Origin of the sequence: Pseudomonas borbori (genome assembly GCF_900115555.1) — a bacterium.
Classification (GTDB): Bacteria; Pseudomonadota; Gammaproteobacteria; order Pseudomonadales; family Pseudomonadaceae; genus Aquipseudomonas; species Aquipseudomonas borbori.
Genome location: NZ_FOWX01000028.1, coordinates 1 through 12948, shown reverse-complemented (window position 1 = coordinate 12948; position 12948 = coordinate 1). Strand labels below are relative to the sequence as shown.

The 12948-nt window shown below is 63.2% G+C and carries 13 protein-coding genes; 7 read left to right on the top strand and 6 right to left on the bottom strand.

What is annotated here, in order from left to right:
• The first annotated feature begins 83 nt into the window (after positions 1 to 83).
• Positions 84 to 983, top strand: a complete 900-nt coding sequence (locus tag BM315_RS18215) for an ABC transporter permease subunit (RefSeq protein WP_090503773.1) — start codon at positions 84 to 86, stop codon at positions 981 to 983.
• A gap of 207 nt (positions 984 to 1190) precedes the next feature.
• On the opposite strand, the gene BM315_RS18210 is transcribed toward BM315_RS18215, so the two are convergent.
• The 4 genes from BM315_RS18210 to BM315_RS18195 are packed head-to-tail and all read right to left on the bottom strand — an operon-like array spanning position 1191 to position 4846.
• Positions 1191 to 1901 (bottom strand): ABC transporter ATP-binding protein, encoded by a 711-nt coding sequence (locus BM315_RS18210; RefSeq protein WP_090503770.1) that lies wholly within the window; start codon positions 1899 to 1901, stop codon positions 1191 to 1193.
• A gap of 1 nt (position 1902) precedes the next feature.
• On the bottom strand, positions 1903 to 3105 hold the full coding sequence (locus BM315_RS18205; protein WP_090503768.1) for an ABC transporter permease: 1203 nt from the start codon (positions 3103 to 3105) through the stop codon (positions 1903 to 1905).
• Positions 3102 to 4238, bottom strand: a complete 1137-nt coding sequence (locus BM315_RS18200) for an efflux RND transporter periplasmic adaptor subunit (protein WP_090503765.1) — start codon at positions 4236 to 4238, stop codon at positions 3102 to 3104. Before BM315_RS18200 ends, BM315_RS18205 begins: the two co-directional genes overlap by 4 nt.
• Positions 4235 to 4846, bottom strand: a complete 612-nt coding sequence (locus BM315_RS18195; protein WP_090503761.1) for a TetR/AcrR family transcriptional regulator — start codon at positions 4844 to 4846, stop codon at positions 4235 to 4237. Before BM315_RS18195 ends, BM315_RS18200 begins: the two co-directional genes overlap by 4 nt.
• A gap of 369 nt (positions 4847 to 5215) precedes the next feature.
• Between BM315_RS18195 and BM315_RS18190 the strand changes: the two genes are divergently transcribed.
• The 5 genes from BM315_RS18190 (at position 5216) to BM315_RS18170 (ending at position 9418) form a co-directional block, all read left to right on the top strand.
• Positions 5216 to 5776 (top strand): RNA polymerase sigma factor, encoded by a 561-nt coding sequence (locus tag BM315_RS18190; protein ID WP_090503759.1) that lies wholly within the window; start codon positions 5216 to 5218, stop codon positions 5774 to 5776.
• The gene (locus tag BM315_RS18185) at positions 5769 to 6212 is read left to right on the top strand and encodes an anti-sigma factor family protein (RefSeq protein ID WP_090503755.1); all 444 of its coding nucleotides are present in this window, start codon (positions 5769 to 5771) and stop codon (positions 6210 to 6212) included. Before BM315_RS18190 ends, BM315_RS18185 begins: the two co-directional genes overlap by 8 nt.
• Positions 6209 to 6673: a Spy/CpxP family protein refolding chaperone gene (locus BM315_RS18180; protein ID WP_090503752.1), complete on the top strand. Its 465-nt coding sequence runs from the start codon at positions 6209 to 6211 to the stop codon at positions 6671 to 6673. The genes BM315_RS18185 and BM315_RS18180 overlap by 4 nt, the downstream gene beginning before the upstream one ends.
• Positions 6674 to 6774: 101 nt before the next feature.
• Complete coding sequence (locus tag BM315_RS18175; protein WP_090503749.1) at positions 6775 to 7263, top strand: hypothetical protein; 489 nt, start codon at positions 6775 to 6777, stop codon at positions 7261 to 7263.
• 214 nt (positions 7264 to 7477) lie between these two features.
• Positions 7478 to 9418, top strand: a complete 1941-nt coding sequence (locus BM315_RS18170) for a DNA topoisomerase III (RefSeq protein ID WP_090503892.1) — start codon at positions 7478 to 7480, stop codon at positions 9416 to 9418.
• A 181-nt stretch (positions 9419 to 9599) separates the two neighbouring features.
• Here BM315_RS18170 and BM315_RS18165 read toward each other — a convergent pair whose 3' ends face one another.
• Both BM315_RS18165 and BM315_RS18160 read right to left on the bottom strand, forming a co-directional pair.
• A complete protein-coding gene (locus tag BM315_RS18165; protein ID WP_090503746.1) occupies positions 9600 to 11033 on the bottom strand; it encodes an MFS transporter in 1434 nt (477 codons plus the stop codon).
• Complete coding sequence (locus tag BM315_RS18160) at positions 11030 to 11593, bottom strand: cupin domain-containing protein (RefSeq protein WP_090503743.1); 564 nt, start codon at positions 11591 to 11593, stop codon at positions 11030 to 11032. Before BM315_RS18160 ends, BM315_RS18165 begins: the two co-directional genes overlap by 4 nt.
• A gap of 141 nt (positions 11594 to 11734) precedes the next feature.
• Here BM315_RS18160 and BM315_RS18155 point away from each other — a divergent pair, with 141 nt between their 5' ends.
• Positions 11735 to 12631, top strand: a complete 897-nt coding sequence (locus BM315_RS18155; protein WP_090503740.1) for a LysR family transcriptional regulator — start codon at positions 11735 to 11737, stop codon at positions 12629 to 12631.
• Positions 12632 to 12948 lie beyond the last annotated feature (317 nt).

The window sequence follows — 12948 nt, the reverse complement described above, 5'->3', positions numbered from 1 at the left end:
TGCCCGCGAATTTCGCGGCCATGGGCCGCTCCTACGCATGCAATACGCAACTGGGGCATAGCCAAAGAGATGGAGGGTCGTCCATGAAGCGTTACAGTTTCTCCAGCATCATGCTGTGGGTCGGCCTGCTGTTCATCTATCTGCCGATGCTGATCCTGGTGATCTACTCGTTCAACGCCTCGCGCCTGGTCACGGTGTGGGGCGGCTGGTCGCTGAAGTGGTACATCGGTCTGCTCGACAACACCCAGTTGATGAACGCGGTGATGCGTTCCCTGGAAATCGCCTGCTATACCGCGGTGGCGGCGGTGGCCCTGGGGACCCTGGCGGCCTTCGTGCTGACCCGGGTCACTCATTTCAAGGGCCGCACCCTGTTCGGTGGTCTGGTCACCGCACCGCTGGTGATGCCCGAAGTGATCACCGGTCTGTCGTTGCTGCTGCTGTTCGTGGCCATGGCGCAACTGATCGGCTGGCCCGCCGAGCGCGGCATCCTGACCATCTGGATCGCCCACACCACCTTCTGTTCCGCCTATGTGGCGGTGGTGGTGTCCTCGCGCCTGCGTGAGCTGGACCTGTCGATCGAGGAGGCGGCCATGGACCTGGGCGCCAAGCCGTGGAAGGTGTTCTTCCTGATCACCATCCCGATGATCGCGCCTTCGCTGGCGGCCGGCGGCATGATGTCCTTCGCCCTGTCGCTGGACGACCTGGTGCTCGCCAGCTTCGTCTCCGGTCCCGGTTCCACCACCCTGCCGATGGAGGTGTTCTCCGCCGTGCGTCTGGGCGTGAAGCCGGAAATCAACGCCATCGCCAGCCTGATCCTGCTGTCGGTATCGCTGATGACCTTCATCATCTGGTTCGTCGCCCGCCGCGCCGAGGAAAAGCGCAGGAAGTCGATCCAGCAAGCCATGGACGAAAGCACCGGCGCCCACCTGCAGAACGGCCCGGACAGCCGCCGCGATCCGTCGCAGATCCACGCGACCGTCTAGCTAGCGGGTTGAGTCAACGGAAAAGGGTCGCTGCGGTGGCCCTTTTTTGTGGGAGATATTCGGACGCCCCGGGCGGCGATCCGTGCGCAGCGAAGCGCCAGCTCGCCAGACTACGCTGCACCAGCCATCCTCGGCGTACAGCCTGCGGCGAGTAGCGCCCTGCGGGTTACCGCCCGCAATATTGCGGCTCCTGACGCAGTTGCGGGCTCATTCGAGGCTCCTGCCTTCGCCGACTTGCTCATGGGTTACGCCGTCGCGGATGTGGTAGATGCGCTTGAAGGTGGGGATGATTTTCTCATCATGGGTGACGACAATGATTGCCGTCTCGAACTTGCGCGCCATGTTGTTGAGGATGCGCATGACCGCCATGGCGCGTGTGCTGTCGAGCGGAGCGGTGGGTTCATCGGCGAGGATCACCGGTGGCCGGTTGATCAGCCCGCGCGCAATGGCGACCCGCTGTTGTTCGCCGCCGGAAAGTTGCGAGGGCATGGCGCTGATGCGGTGTTGCACATCCAGGGCCGTCAGCAGCTCCAGGGCTTGTGCGCGTGCCTGGTCATTGGGCATGCCGGTCAGCATCGGTAGCAGGGCGACGTTGTCGATGACATCGAGAAACGGGATCAGGTAGGGGGCCTGGAACACGAAGCCAATCTTGTCTCGGCGCAGGGCGCGTAAGTTGCGGACCTTCCAGCCATCGTCGAAGATCACCTGGTCGCCCAGGGTCATCCGTCCGCCGCTCGGGTCTATGACTGCGCCAAGGCATTTGAGCAGGGTGCTCTTGCCCGAGCCGGAAGGGCCGATCAGGCCCACGACTTCGCCTGGAGCGACCTGCATGTCCACCTGCTTCAGCGCGTCGACCGCGGTATCGCCTTTGCCGTAGCGCTTGCTCAAGCCTTCGATGCGGATGCCTTTACCGTTCATTTCAACCACCTATTGCTTCGGCCGGATCGACCTTGAGCGCCATGCGGATGGCGATAAGGCTGGCGAGCCCACAGATCGCCAGCACGGCGAAGAAACCGACGACGGAGTCCTGCGGTATCAGCAGCACATACTTGGGGAAAAACGGCGCGGCGAAGGTGGCGGTGATCTTGCCCACCACGAAACCGATCAGGCCCAGGGCCAGGGACTGCTGCATGATCATGGCGGCGATGGTGCGGTTCTTGGTGCCGATCAGTTTCAGCACCGCAATTTCGCGGATCTTGTCCATGGTCAGGCTGTAGATGATGAAGGCGACTATGGCCGCGCTGACCAGCGCCAGGATGATCAGGAACATGCCGATCTGTCTGGCCGAGGTGGCGATCAGTTTGCCGATGAGGATGGCTTCCATCTGCGGTCGGGTATAGGTCGTCAGCCGTTTCCAGCGACGGATGGCTTCGGCCGCCTGATCGGCCGCCTGCCCGGGTTGCAGCCGCACCAGCACGGCATTGACCGATTGGCTGGTTTCCTGCGAGGCATTGATGGCGGCAAGCAGGCCGGGCACTTCGGCGCGGTTGAAGGCCGGGTTGGCTTCAGTGCGCCGGCGGTTCTGCCAGAGAGTGTCGTTGTCCTTGAGGAACTGGGCCTGCTGGGCATCCTTCAACGGAATGAACACCATCGGATCGCCGCTGGACGACACCATGCGCCGGGTCAAGCCCACCACCCGGTACTGATTGCGGCGGATGTTGAGGTAGTCGCCCAGTTGGAAACCGCTGGCGATATCGGCGACCGCCTCGTAGTGACTGCGGGTGATCTGCCGCCCGGCGATCAGGTACGGCGGCCAGCCAGGCGTGCCCGCCGCGCCGGGTGCGATGCCAACCACCATGGCCCGCACGTCGCCGTCGCTCCTGCCGATCTGCATGGTCAGGTAAGTCACGTTGGCGGCCTGGGCAATACCCGGTATGCCGAGGAGGCCGCGGTAGCGGTCGTCGTTGATGCTGGATGACTCGGCGTAGGGGCCGAGGGTGCCTTTTTGCACCACCCAGAGGTCGGCGCCGCTGTTGTCGAGCAATACCTTGCCGTCATCGACCATGCCTCTGTAGACGCCCGCCATGACCAGGGTCACGCCGATCAACAGGCCCAGGCCGATGCCGGTGAATACGAACTTGCCCCAGGCATGCAGGATGTCGCGACCGGCCAGGCTGATCACCGCGGCACTCCGGGAATTTGCTCGACCACATGCAGCCGGCTGCGCTCGGTCAGCGCCTTTTCGCGATAAACCACCACCCGGGCGCCGCTCTCGAGCCCTGCGAGGACCTGCACCCAGCCGTCGAGATCGGCGGCGCCGAGGCTGATGGGGGTGAACTGCAGGGCGCGATCGAGGACCTGCCATACGCCGATACGGCCGGCATGAAGGCTGACTGCCGCATTGGGAAGCACCGGGGTCGCGGCCAAGGCGGGCAAGGCAACGCTGACTTCGGCCAATTCGCCAATCGGCGGCAGGGCCTGCGCTGGAGCCTCGAACGCCACCTTGGCGAGGATTTCCTCGGTCACCGCGTCGGCCATGGGCTCCGCGCGCAACACCCGGCCGTCCAGCGCCTGGCCGTTGCGCGAACGCAGCACAATGCTTGCCGGCAGGCCGGCCTCGAGCTTCGAGGCGCTGATCTGGTCGAAGCGTGTGTTTATCCACAGGCTGTCCGGATCGATCAGTTCAATCACGGCCTGGCCCGCGACTATGGTCGTGCCCGGATCGGCGTTACGCGCGGCGACGACCCCATCTGTCGGGGCGGTCAGGCGCAAATTGCGTCGCTGCGCCACGAGTGCCTGGTAGTCGGAAGCGCCGCGCGCGAGGTCTTCGCGCGCGGCGGATAGAACCGCATCGGCGATCTGCAGTTCCTGTCGCTTGGTACTGATGATTTCCTCGCTGGTCATGCGCTTGGCGAACAGTTTCTCGAAACGCTGTGCCTGGGATTGCGCGTAGCGGCGGCGCGCCTCGGCCTCGCGCAATACAGCTTCGGCGCGCTTGGCTGCCGCTTGCTGTGAGCGCACGCGCTCATCGAGATCGACCGGCTCCATTTCACCGAGCACCTGGCCGGCCTTCACCTGATCGCCCACCTGCACATCCAGCCGTTTAATTCGCCCGGTCAGGGTGGGGCCGATCTTGTAGGTGTAGCGTGCCTCGACCGTACCAATGCCGAACAGGGTGGGGCTGAGCGAGCGATCCTGCACGGTTGCCAGCGTCACCGCCACCGGGGCGAGGGGGCCGGAACTCAGGCCGACATAGACGAACAGCGCGAGCAGCGGGACGAGCACCGCCAGGAGCGCCAGGGTGCGGCGTGTCATTGCGCTGTGCTCGCGATGGCGCGCCGATAAAGCGCAAACACCCTGGGCGCATCCGCGCGAATGCGCGCCACGTCCCCGGCCAGCATAGACTGCATGACCAGGCCCTGGATGGTGCCGATGAACAGCGTGGCCGCCGCCTGGCTATCCAGGCTGGCGCACAGCTCGCCGCAGGCCTTGCCCTTCTCGATGCAGCAGTGCAGGCGCTCGCCGTAGCGTTGAATCAGGGTCTGTACCATGCGCTTGGCGGCGGTGCTTTCAGCGCGCTGAAGCTCGCCAAAGATCATGCGCGGCACCCCGGGGTGCTCGGCGACGAACTCGATATGGCTCATGAACATGGCCTGCAACGCGGCCAGGGGCGATTCGATGCCGTGCGCGGCCCGGTCGACCCGAGCCAGGAGGCGCTCGGCCACCCACTCCATGACTGCCTGCCAGATGGCCTCCTTGTTCGGAAAATGGCGGAACAGGGCACCCTGGGTCAGCTTCATGTGCTTGGCGATTGCCGACGTGGTGATCTCGCTGGGGTTTTGCGAGCCGGCCAACTCAATCACCGCCTCGACCGTCACGGCTCGTCGTTCATCGGCGGGCAGGTGCTTCGAATGGGTATCCACCAGTGTGCTCCTTGGCTAAGATAGTAATCGATTACTATCTTAGCTCCGTCGATCACGCTGTCAACTCGTCGAGCAGGCGCTATCGCCGCCGGCAATGTTGCGCTTTCCGCCAGTGCACGGCCCTCGCGCCGTTTGCCCGCGGTCGGTCCGGCGCTGGAGATCAACCTGTCCGGGTCGGGTGTTGCACAGGGGGGCGTCTTTCTGCAGGTGCGGATTTCGCGGCCGAAGCACAACAGCGCACGGCGACTTCGCTGATGGCCGGGTGAAATATCCACGTTGAACCAATATGAATGGAACATTTGCCCGGCTGGCAGCGTTAAACCCTTAACACAGCGTGCAGGGGCCGATGTCTTGGGCAGGAAAGTTGACATGCACGACTCGGAAGAACAGTTGATCCAGCAGGCCCAGGCGGGCAATCGGCATGCTTTCGGCTCGTTGATGCAGCGCAACCAGGCGCGCGTGTTCCAGTTCGTCCGGCGTTTGTGCGCCGGCGGCGACGAGGCGCTGGACATCACCCAGGACACCTTCCTCAAGGCCTATCTGGCCCTGGACAAATGGCGGCCCGAGGCGCGCTTTCAGACCTGGTTGCTGCAGATCGCCCGCAACACCACCCTGGATGTGCTGCGCCAGCAGCGGCGCCAGCCATGCGCAGCCCTCGAGGACTGCGCTCCGCTGGTCAGCCCCGTGGCGTCCCCGGAGCAGCAGTTGGCCGGTGCACAGCGCCTCGCCCTGCTGGAGCGTCTGCTGGCCCGGCTGCCGCTGGAACACCGCGAAATCCTGCTGCTGCGTGAAATCGAGGGGCTGACCTATGCGGAGCTGGCGACCACCCTGGATATCCAGCCGGGAACGGTCAAGTCGCGGCTGGCCCGGGCCCGCGAGGCCATGCTGAGTAGTTATCGACATGCGAACGGAGGGCAACTGGATGACTGAGCACCCGGATATGGAGGCGCTGTCCGCCTACCTCGATGGCGAGTCTGACCCGCTGGAAAGCCGTTGTATCGCCGCGCACCTGGCCGTCTGCCCCCGTTGCGCCACGGTTGTTCGCGACTTGCAGGCGATCAGTCAAGGTTTGCGCGCGCTGCTGCCTGAGCAACCGCCGGTCGATCTGGCCGCGCGCGTCGGCGCTTTGCTTGACAGCCCACGGCCGGCTCGCCAGCGACCGGCCAGATGGTCTAAGCGGCTGCCGGTCGTCGCGGGGGCGGCGGCATCGCTACTGTTCGGCGTGCTGATCGGCTCCGCCTTGCCCCCGGAGCCGCCGGCATCCGCTGCGCTGAGCCTGAATGCTCTGGCCGTGCTGGGAAGTGCCCCGCCCGGCGCCCTCTGTGCCCGCCCTGAATCCTGCTACCTGAAGGTAACCCTGAAATGACGCATGCCTCCCTTCGTACCGCACTGGTCTTTTCGTTACTGGTCAATGTCGGAGTACTTGCCGCCGCGGGCTGGCAAATGCTCCCGCGCGACGGGCTGCCCATGCCTTCAGGGGCGTCGACCAGCCTGTCCCGCCATCTCCAGCTGAGCGCCGCGCAGCTGCAGCGCTGGCATGACGCCGAGGTGCTGTTCTTTACCCGGTTGCACGCCTCCGGCGCCGCAATCAAGGAGCACCGCGATCGGCTGATCGAGGCGATCTTCGCTGAAGGCCCGGACCCCGAGTTGATCGAGCGCGAGCGCCTCGCGATCGCCGGCCTGCAGGATGCCCAGCAGCAACAGGTTATCGAGCAGCTTCTGCTCGAACGCAACATTCTCACCGCCGAACAACGTCAACGACTGGCGCAACTGCTCACCCAGCAGCCGGTCGGACCCTCCGGTTTTGAAAGCCTGCACCGCGAATAGAGCAAAGAGAGGGAACAAAAAATCCCGGGCGACGTTCAAGTAACTGCAACCAGCCGCTGCTTGCAGCCGCTTGCCATCCGTTGAATTTATGGAGTCTTACCATGTACCCGAACCCCCGTGCCGTCATTCTCGCCCTGATCCTGGGCGCTACTTCCCTGAGCTTTGCCGGCGTCAGCCTGGCTGGCGAAACCGCGCACCAGCACGGCGCCGCGGAGCATGAACTGCAACTGAACGCCGGCGAAAAATGGGCCACCGATGCGCCGCTGCGCAAAGCCATGGGCGCGCTGAATGGCGCCATGCAGGCGTCATTGCCGGCCATCCATGACCATCAGCTGGACGATGCGCAGTACGAGCAGTTGGCGGTCCGGATTAATGATGAAGTGGCCTACATGGTCAAGCATTGCAAGCTGGAACCCGAAGCCGACGCACAGTTGCACCTGATCATCGCCGAGCTGCTGGCCGGTGCCGACAGCATGGCCGGCAAGACGCCCGATCAGGCTCGCCGCAACGGGGCGGTCAAGGTCCTTGGCGCGCTGCAGAGCTATGCCGAGTACTTCGCCGATAGCTCCTTTGAAACCATCCAGCATTGAGCCGATGCCCGGGCTGACAGCCGCAACTCCGAGCGGGCGGTTCGTCACGCTGAGCTTTTGTCGTTATCGACGGCGCTCGGCAGGTTTCCGCTGCCGGGGCCGTCGCTGCGGCTCGGCAGCAATAAGCTGTACATCCATACAGATTGAGCTTGCCTGAACCCGCATCACTGCGCATGCTGTGCGCCATCGCGACAAGGAATCGAAGATGGCGGCCATGCGGCTCTTCCTCTGTGAAAAACCTTCCCAGGCCAAGGACATCGCCAAGGTGCTCGGGGCCACCCGGCGCGGCGACGGCTGCTGGTTGGGCAGCAACCTGACGGTGACCTGGTGCATCGGCCACCTGCTGGAAACCGCCCCGCCGGACGCCTACGACGCCCGCTACAAGCGCTGGGTGCTGGCCGACCTGCCGATCATCCCCGAGCGCTGGAAGATGCTGGTCAAGCCCAAGACCGCCGGCCAGTTCAAGGCGGTCAAACGCCTGCTCGGCGAGGCCGACGAACTGGTCATCGCCACCGACGCCGACCGCGAGGGCGAGATGATCGCCCGCGAGCTGGTCGAGCACTGCCGCTATCGCGGGCCGATCCAGCGCCTGTGGCTGTCGGCCCTGGACGATGCCTCGATCCGCAAGGCCCTGGCCGCGCTCAAGCCCGGCGCCGCAACCTTCAGCCTCTACCAGTCGGCGCTGGGCCGCTCGCGCGCCGACTGGCTGATCGGCATGAACATGAGCCGGTTGTTCACCCTGCTCGGCCAGCAGTCCGGTTATCAGGGCGTGCTGCCGGTGGGCCGGGTACAGACCCCGACCCTGCGCCTGGTGGTCGACCGCGACCGCAGCATCGCCGCCTTCGTGGCGCTGCCGTACTGGGCCATCGAGGTGCCGCTGCTGGCCGACGGCACCGCGTTCAGCGCCCAGTGGCGCGCTCCAGCGGAGCTCTGCGACGAGCAGGGTCGCTGCCTCGACCAGACCCTGGCGCAGCAGGCGGCGACGGCCATGGGCAACGCCGCCAGCGCGCGGGTGGTGCAGCTGCGCACCGAGCGCCTGCGCGAGGCGCCGCCCCTGCCGTTCGATCTCGGCACCCTGCAGGAAGTCTGCTCGAAGAAGCTTGGCCTCGGCGCCCAGGAAACCCTGGATATCGCCCAGGCGCTCTACGAAACCCACAAGCTGATCACCTACCCGCGCAGCGATTGCGGCTACCTGCCGCTTAGCCAGCACGCCGAGGCGCCGGCCATCCTCGCCGCCCTGGGTCGCGCCGATCCCGCTCTGGCCGGCCTGCTCGAACACCTGCAGGCGCAGCGCCGTTCGCGGGCCTGGAACGATGCCAAGGTCAGCGCCCACCACGGCATCATCCCGACCGCCGCCGCGCAGAATCTCGAACGTCTGAGCGGCAAGCCGCGGGCGCTCTACAGCCTGATCCGCGCGCGCTACCTGGCGCAGTTCCTGGCCAACCACGAATACGACCGCACCCAGGCCGACTTCGACTGCGCCGGCCAGGCCCTGCGCGCGGTCGGCAAGGTGATAGTCGAGCCCGGCTGGCGCCGCGCCCTGCCCGAAGCCCTGACACCCGCCAAGGGCCGCGAAGCGCCCCCCGCCCAAGCCCTGCCGGCCCTGCGCGAAGGCCAGGACTGCAGCGTGACCGGCGTAACCCTCAAGGATCTCTGGACCCAGCCGCCGAAACCCTTCACCGAGGGCGATCTGATCAAGGCGATGAAGAATGTCGCCAAGCTGGTCGACGACCCGCGCCTCAAGCAGAAACTCAAGGACACCACCGGCATCGGCACCGAGGCGACCCGCGCCGGCATCATCCAGGGCCTGCTCGAGCGCGGCTACCTGGTCAAACAGGGCAAGGCCCTGGCCGCCACCCCGGCCGCCTGCAGCCTGATCGACGCCGTCCCCCGCGCCATCGCCGACCCCGGTACCACGGCGATCTGGGAACAGGCGCTGGACATGGTGCAGAGCGGCGAGATGAGCCTGGACGAATTCGTCGGCAAACAATCGGCCTGGATGAGCAAGCAGGTGCAACGCTGCGCCGGCCTGCGCCTGACCATCAACGGCCCCGCCAGCCCGGCCGCCGCACCCTGGAAGGGCAAGCGCAAGAGCGGCAAACGCAAGGCGACGGCGGGGCGCAAGCGGGTGGGCAAGCCGATTGGGCGGGGGTGAGTGGGGAGGCTGACACGCCGCTTCCAATGGCTCGACTGCGGCCTGTCAGAAGCATTGCCATCGACCCAGGCCGTCAGTCAGCCGTGACGGGCAATAACCGGGCAAAGCTGCCCTTGGAGCCCGCTCCGCTTTAGGCCAGAAGCGGGCATCAAGTTCCTTGGAAATCCGGGGCGATTCAAAGTCATGATTTGTAGCTGTACGCCTGTCTGCCTTGCAGTGTGCATATCAGGGCAGCGAACAGGTTCAATAAAGCTCCCGCTCCAAGGGCAAGCTGAGGCGCAGAGTCGGCGGGGAACAGGTTAAAGAGCAGCGTCATGAGGACTGCGCCAGCAGTTTGCCCGAGCAAGCGAGCGGTACCCTGCATCCCCCCAGCCGCACCACTTCGGCTCATCGGCGCCGAGAGAAACATGTTGCGGTTATTGGCCACGTTAAAGAGGCCAAAGCCGAGACCGCAAAGCATAGTGAGCGGTACAAGCATCATGAGGTTTTCCTGCAGAGGCCAAAGCGCAGCCCCAGCTAATCCTGTTGAAAGACAAATGCCACCTACCGAACAAAACCAGGCCGTCGACCTTCGGTTTGAAAGACGACCAGCTAGCGGAGCTATTAACGCAACGGTTAAAGGCCAGGGGATCATGTAGAAGCCTGTCATCAGTACCTCTTGCCCTAGGCTGTGTTGCAGGTAGAAGGGCAACGCCACCAAGCCTGCGGTCTGCCCAGCAAAGCAGAGCACCGAGGCAATAACTGAAATACGGAATGAGTTGGATCTGAGCAGATCAAGCGGAATCAGTGGCGCCTCCTTCTGCCTTTCCCGCTTAACCAATAGCGTCAATTGGATGGCAGAGATGGCCAGCAACGCTGCAGCCAATGCAGTCTGCTCGGTGATGACTCCAGCGGCTATGACCAGTGATGCAAAAGTCCCGGCATTCAATGCAATGCTCAACAGATCAGCTTTGCGCGCGGTGCCGTCAACAGCAGGTAGCGCGTGGGCCGCGAGCATCACCCAGAGCCCGAAGGGGAGCAACACAGCAAACAGCCATGGCCAGTCAGCCACGCTGAGAATCGCTGCCCCCATTGCGGGGCCTGCTGCTGATGACAAGGCAACCGCAAGTGCATTCCAACCGATAGCGGCGCCCAGTTGCTGACTCGGCACCACTTGACGAAGCAGTGCAATTGCGAGTGCCATGACTGCCGCGCTTCCAAGCCCCTGCAGCAACCGCGCGGCAATAAGCCAAGACAGTGTCGGGGCCAGTGCGCACATCAGAGTGGCGGCCATAAAGAGCGTCACTCCCCAGCGGAATACCCGGCGGTAGCCAAGGCTTTCACCCAGTGCTGCACAGGGCAGCAACGCCATCAGGAGCGCCGCCTGGTTGGCCGTGATGATCCAGATGGACAGTGCGGGTGCCACGTGCAGCGATTGGGCGATCGTTGGCAAGGCCATGTTGGCTATCGCCGTGTTGAGTACCACCAGCACCATGGCCGCCAGCACTGAGCTGATGGCAGCCAGGCGCCTCGGTTGTGCGCGCACTGACAGCGCGTCCGCAGCATGCTCCGATGCGGCTGCCGGTTCAGGTTGTGTGCTGAAGCGGCCGGCTTTGGGAGCGGGGCCACGCTTCATGATTTCAACCACTCGGGCGCGCACTGGCTCGTCGGGACCCACTCACCATCCTGCTCGACATACCGTGTCAGCTTGCGGGCCTCTTTGTCCTCCTTCTTCAAATCCCGCTCGGTGAAGCGGAATAACAATGCTGGCCCTGAAACGCAGCGCGTATCATGTATGTCACCCGGCAGATACACCTGAGCCTGTCCGGGGCGGAGCACCGTGGAACCCCGTTTCACCAGCTTCACGCTACCGTCCGCGTCCTCAATCCGGGCATAGGTGCCCATTTCAATTTCCCCTTGCTGGATCGCATAGATAACCCAGCCTCGGCCGTGATCGTGGGGAGGCCTGTAGAGCCCTTCAGGCTCGCTATGTGCCAACAAAACAAATCCATTCACTGGATCTCTGTGCAGCTCCTTTTGAGCCAACTGTTCCTGATGCAGCGTCGCCAACCATTCTTCCGTGACCGGTGCTTGCAAGAGTGCCTCCAGTTGCTGCTTACAACCCGCAGCCAGCTCAGAACTGAGCGGACCCCAAATTGACCTGATGGCTTCAACTGACTTTTCTAACGAGTTCATGATGACTTCCTTCTGGTTCGGCGCGGAATGCACCGCTAACTCAAACTGTAAGGAACGTATCTATGTGGCGGAAGACGCACCATTTGCACTTTATTCATGCGTCTGACGCTATGTCAGGCCCATCTGCGCTAGTATCGATTCATGCCGGACCTAGACTTCAACTTGCTTATCACTCTCGATGCGGTGCTCGCAGAAGGGAGTGTTGCCCGCGCCGCTAAACGCTTGCGTTTGAGCCCATCAGCAATGAGCCGAGCACTTGCACGTCTGCGAGAAACTACTGGTGATCCTCTTTTAGTCAGAGCTGGACGAGGCCTCGTCCCCACTCCCAGAGCCATCGAACTGCGTGACCGAGTCAGTCAGCTTGTACGCGACGGTCAGGAAATGTTGAGGCCAGCAGAAACGCTCAACCTCAAATCCCTCGTCAGGACGTTTACGCTGAGAACCAGCGAAGGCTTTGTGGAGTGCTTTGGACCGGAGCTGATAACGCGAATCGGAGAAGAGGCCCCCGGAGTCAGGTTGTGCTTTTTGCAGAAACCCGACAAAGACAGCCAGTCACTTCGGGATGGAGTGGTTGATCTGGAAACGGGAGTCATCGAAGCATCAACAGCTCCGGAACTAAGGGTCCAAGCGCTTTTCCGTGACAGGTATGTAGGTGTGGTGCGCTCAGGACACCCACTGAGCGAACAGGCGATCACGCCGCTAAATTATGCCGCCGGCAAACATATCTTTGTCTCGCGGGAGGGACTTGATAAAGGCCCGATTGATGAAGCGCTGCTGGCGCTTGGATTGGAGCGAAAGATCGCCACCATTGTTGGAGGTTTTTCGACCGCCCTGGGTTTAGCACGAGGATCTGATCTTATTGCCAGCGTACCCGAGCGCCATACCGTAAACTTGCGGCAAGGGATGTTCAGTTTTCCGCTTCCGGTCTGCACTGCGCAGTTCACCGTTTCACTTCTTTGGCATCCTCGACTAAGTGCCGACCTAGGCCATCGGTGGCTGCGAAATCTGGTAGTCGAAATCTGCACAAAATCTCACTGAATGAGAAAGCTCAATCTTTCAGAGTGATCCTTCTGGTCATGTGAACGCGCTCGACATCATGAACTGAGCGTCTGCTTTTGGCCCAGTCTGTGTAAAAACTCCCACTCAACTCTGCGGGTCGCGTTGCTACGCGAATTCTGGAGAAGTTTTCGCATCGAGCTTGCGTGGAATTTACGAGAGATCGTCAGGTTTGATCATTGATTGATCAGCTCTCGGTGCTCAAAACGTAATGAGATGGTCACCCCCACACCCCGCGAGGGCTATGCTCTCGCTGGGTTTATCTCGGAGGCCATCGCCATGAACAAAGTTGCACTGGT

Excerpts from the sequence above, each read along its gene's own strand:
- BM315_RS18215 (WP_090503773.1), top strand. The coding sequence starts at position 84 with ATGAAGCGTTACAGTTTCTCCAGCATCATGCTGTGGGTCGGCCTGCTG.
- BM315_RS18185 (WP_090503755.1), top strand. The coding sequence starts at position 5,769 with ATGACTGAGCACCCGGATATGGAGGCGCTGTCCGCCTACCTCGATGGC.
- BM315_RS18190 (WP_090503759.1), top strand. The coding sequence starts at position 5,216 with ATGCACGACTCGGAAGAACAGTTGATCCAGCAGGCCCAGGCGGGCAAT.
- BM315_RS18155 (WP_090503740.1), top strand. The coding sequence starts at position 11,735 with ATGCCGGACCTAGACTTCAACTTGCTTATCACTCTCGATGCGGTGCTC.
- BM315_RS18160 (WP_090503743.1), bottom strand. The coding sequence starts at position 11,593 with ATGAACTCGTTAGAAAAGTCAGTTGAAGCCATCAGGTCAATTTGGGGT.
- BM315_RS18165 (WP_090503746.1), bottom strand. The coding sequence starts at position 11,033 with ATGAAGCGTGGCCCCGCTCCCAAAGCCGGCCGCTTCAGCACACAACCT.
- BM315_RS18200 (WP_090503765.1), bottom strand. The coding sequence starts at position 4,238 with ATGACACGCCGCACCCTGGCGCTCCTGGCGGTGCTCGTCCCGCTGCTC.
- BM315_RS18175 (WP_090503749.1), top strand. The coding sequence starts at position 6,775 with ATGTACCCGAACCCCCGTGCCGTCATTCTCGCCCTGATCCTGGGCGCT.
- BM315_RS18180 (WP_090503752.1), top strand. The coding sequence starts at position 6,209 with ATGACGCATGCCTCCCTTCGTACCGCACTGGTCTTTTCGTTACTGGTC.
- BM315_RS18170 (WP_090503892.1), top strand. The coding sequence starts at position 7,478 with ATGCGGCTCTTCCTCTGTGAAAAACCTTCCCAGGCCAAGGACATCGCC.
- BM315_RS18210 (WP_090503770.1), bottom strand. The coding sequence starts at position 1,901 with ATGAACGGTAAAGGCATCCGCATCGAAGGCTTGAGCAAGCGCTACGGC.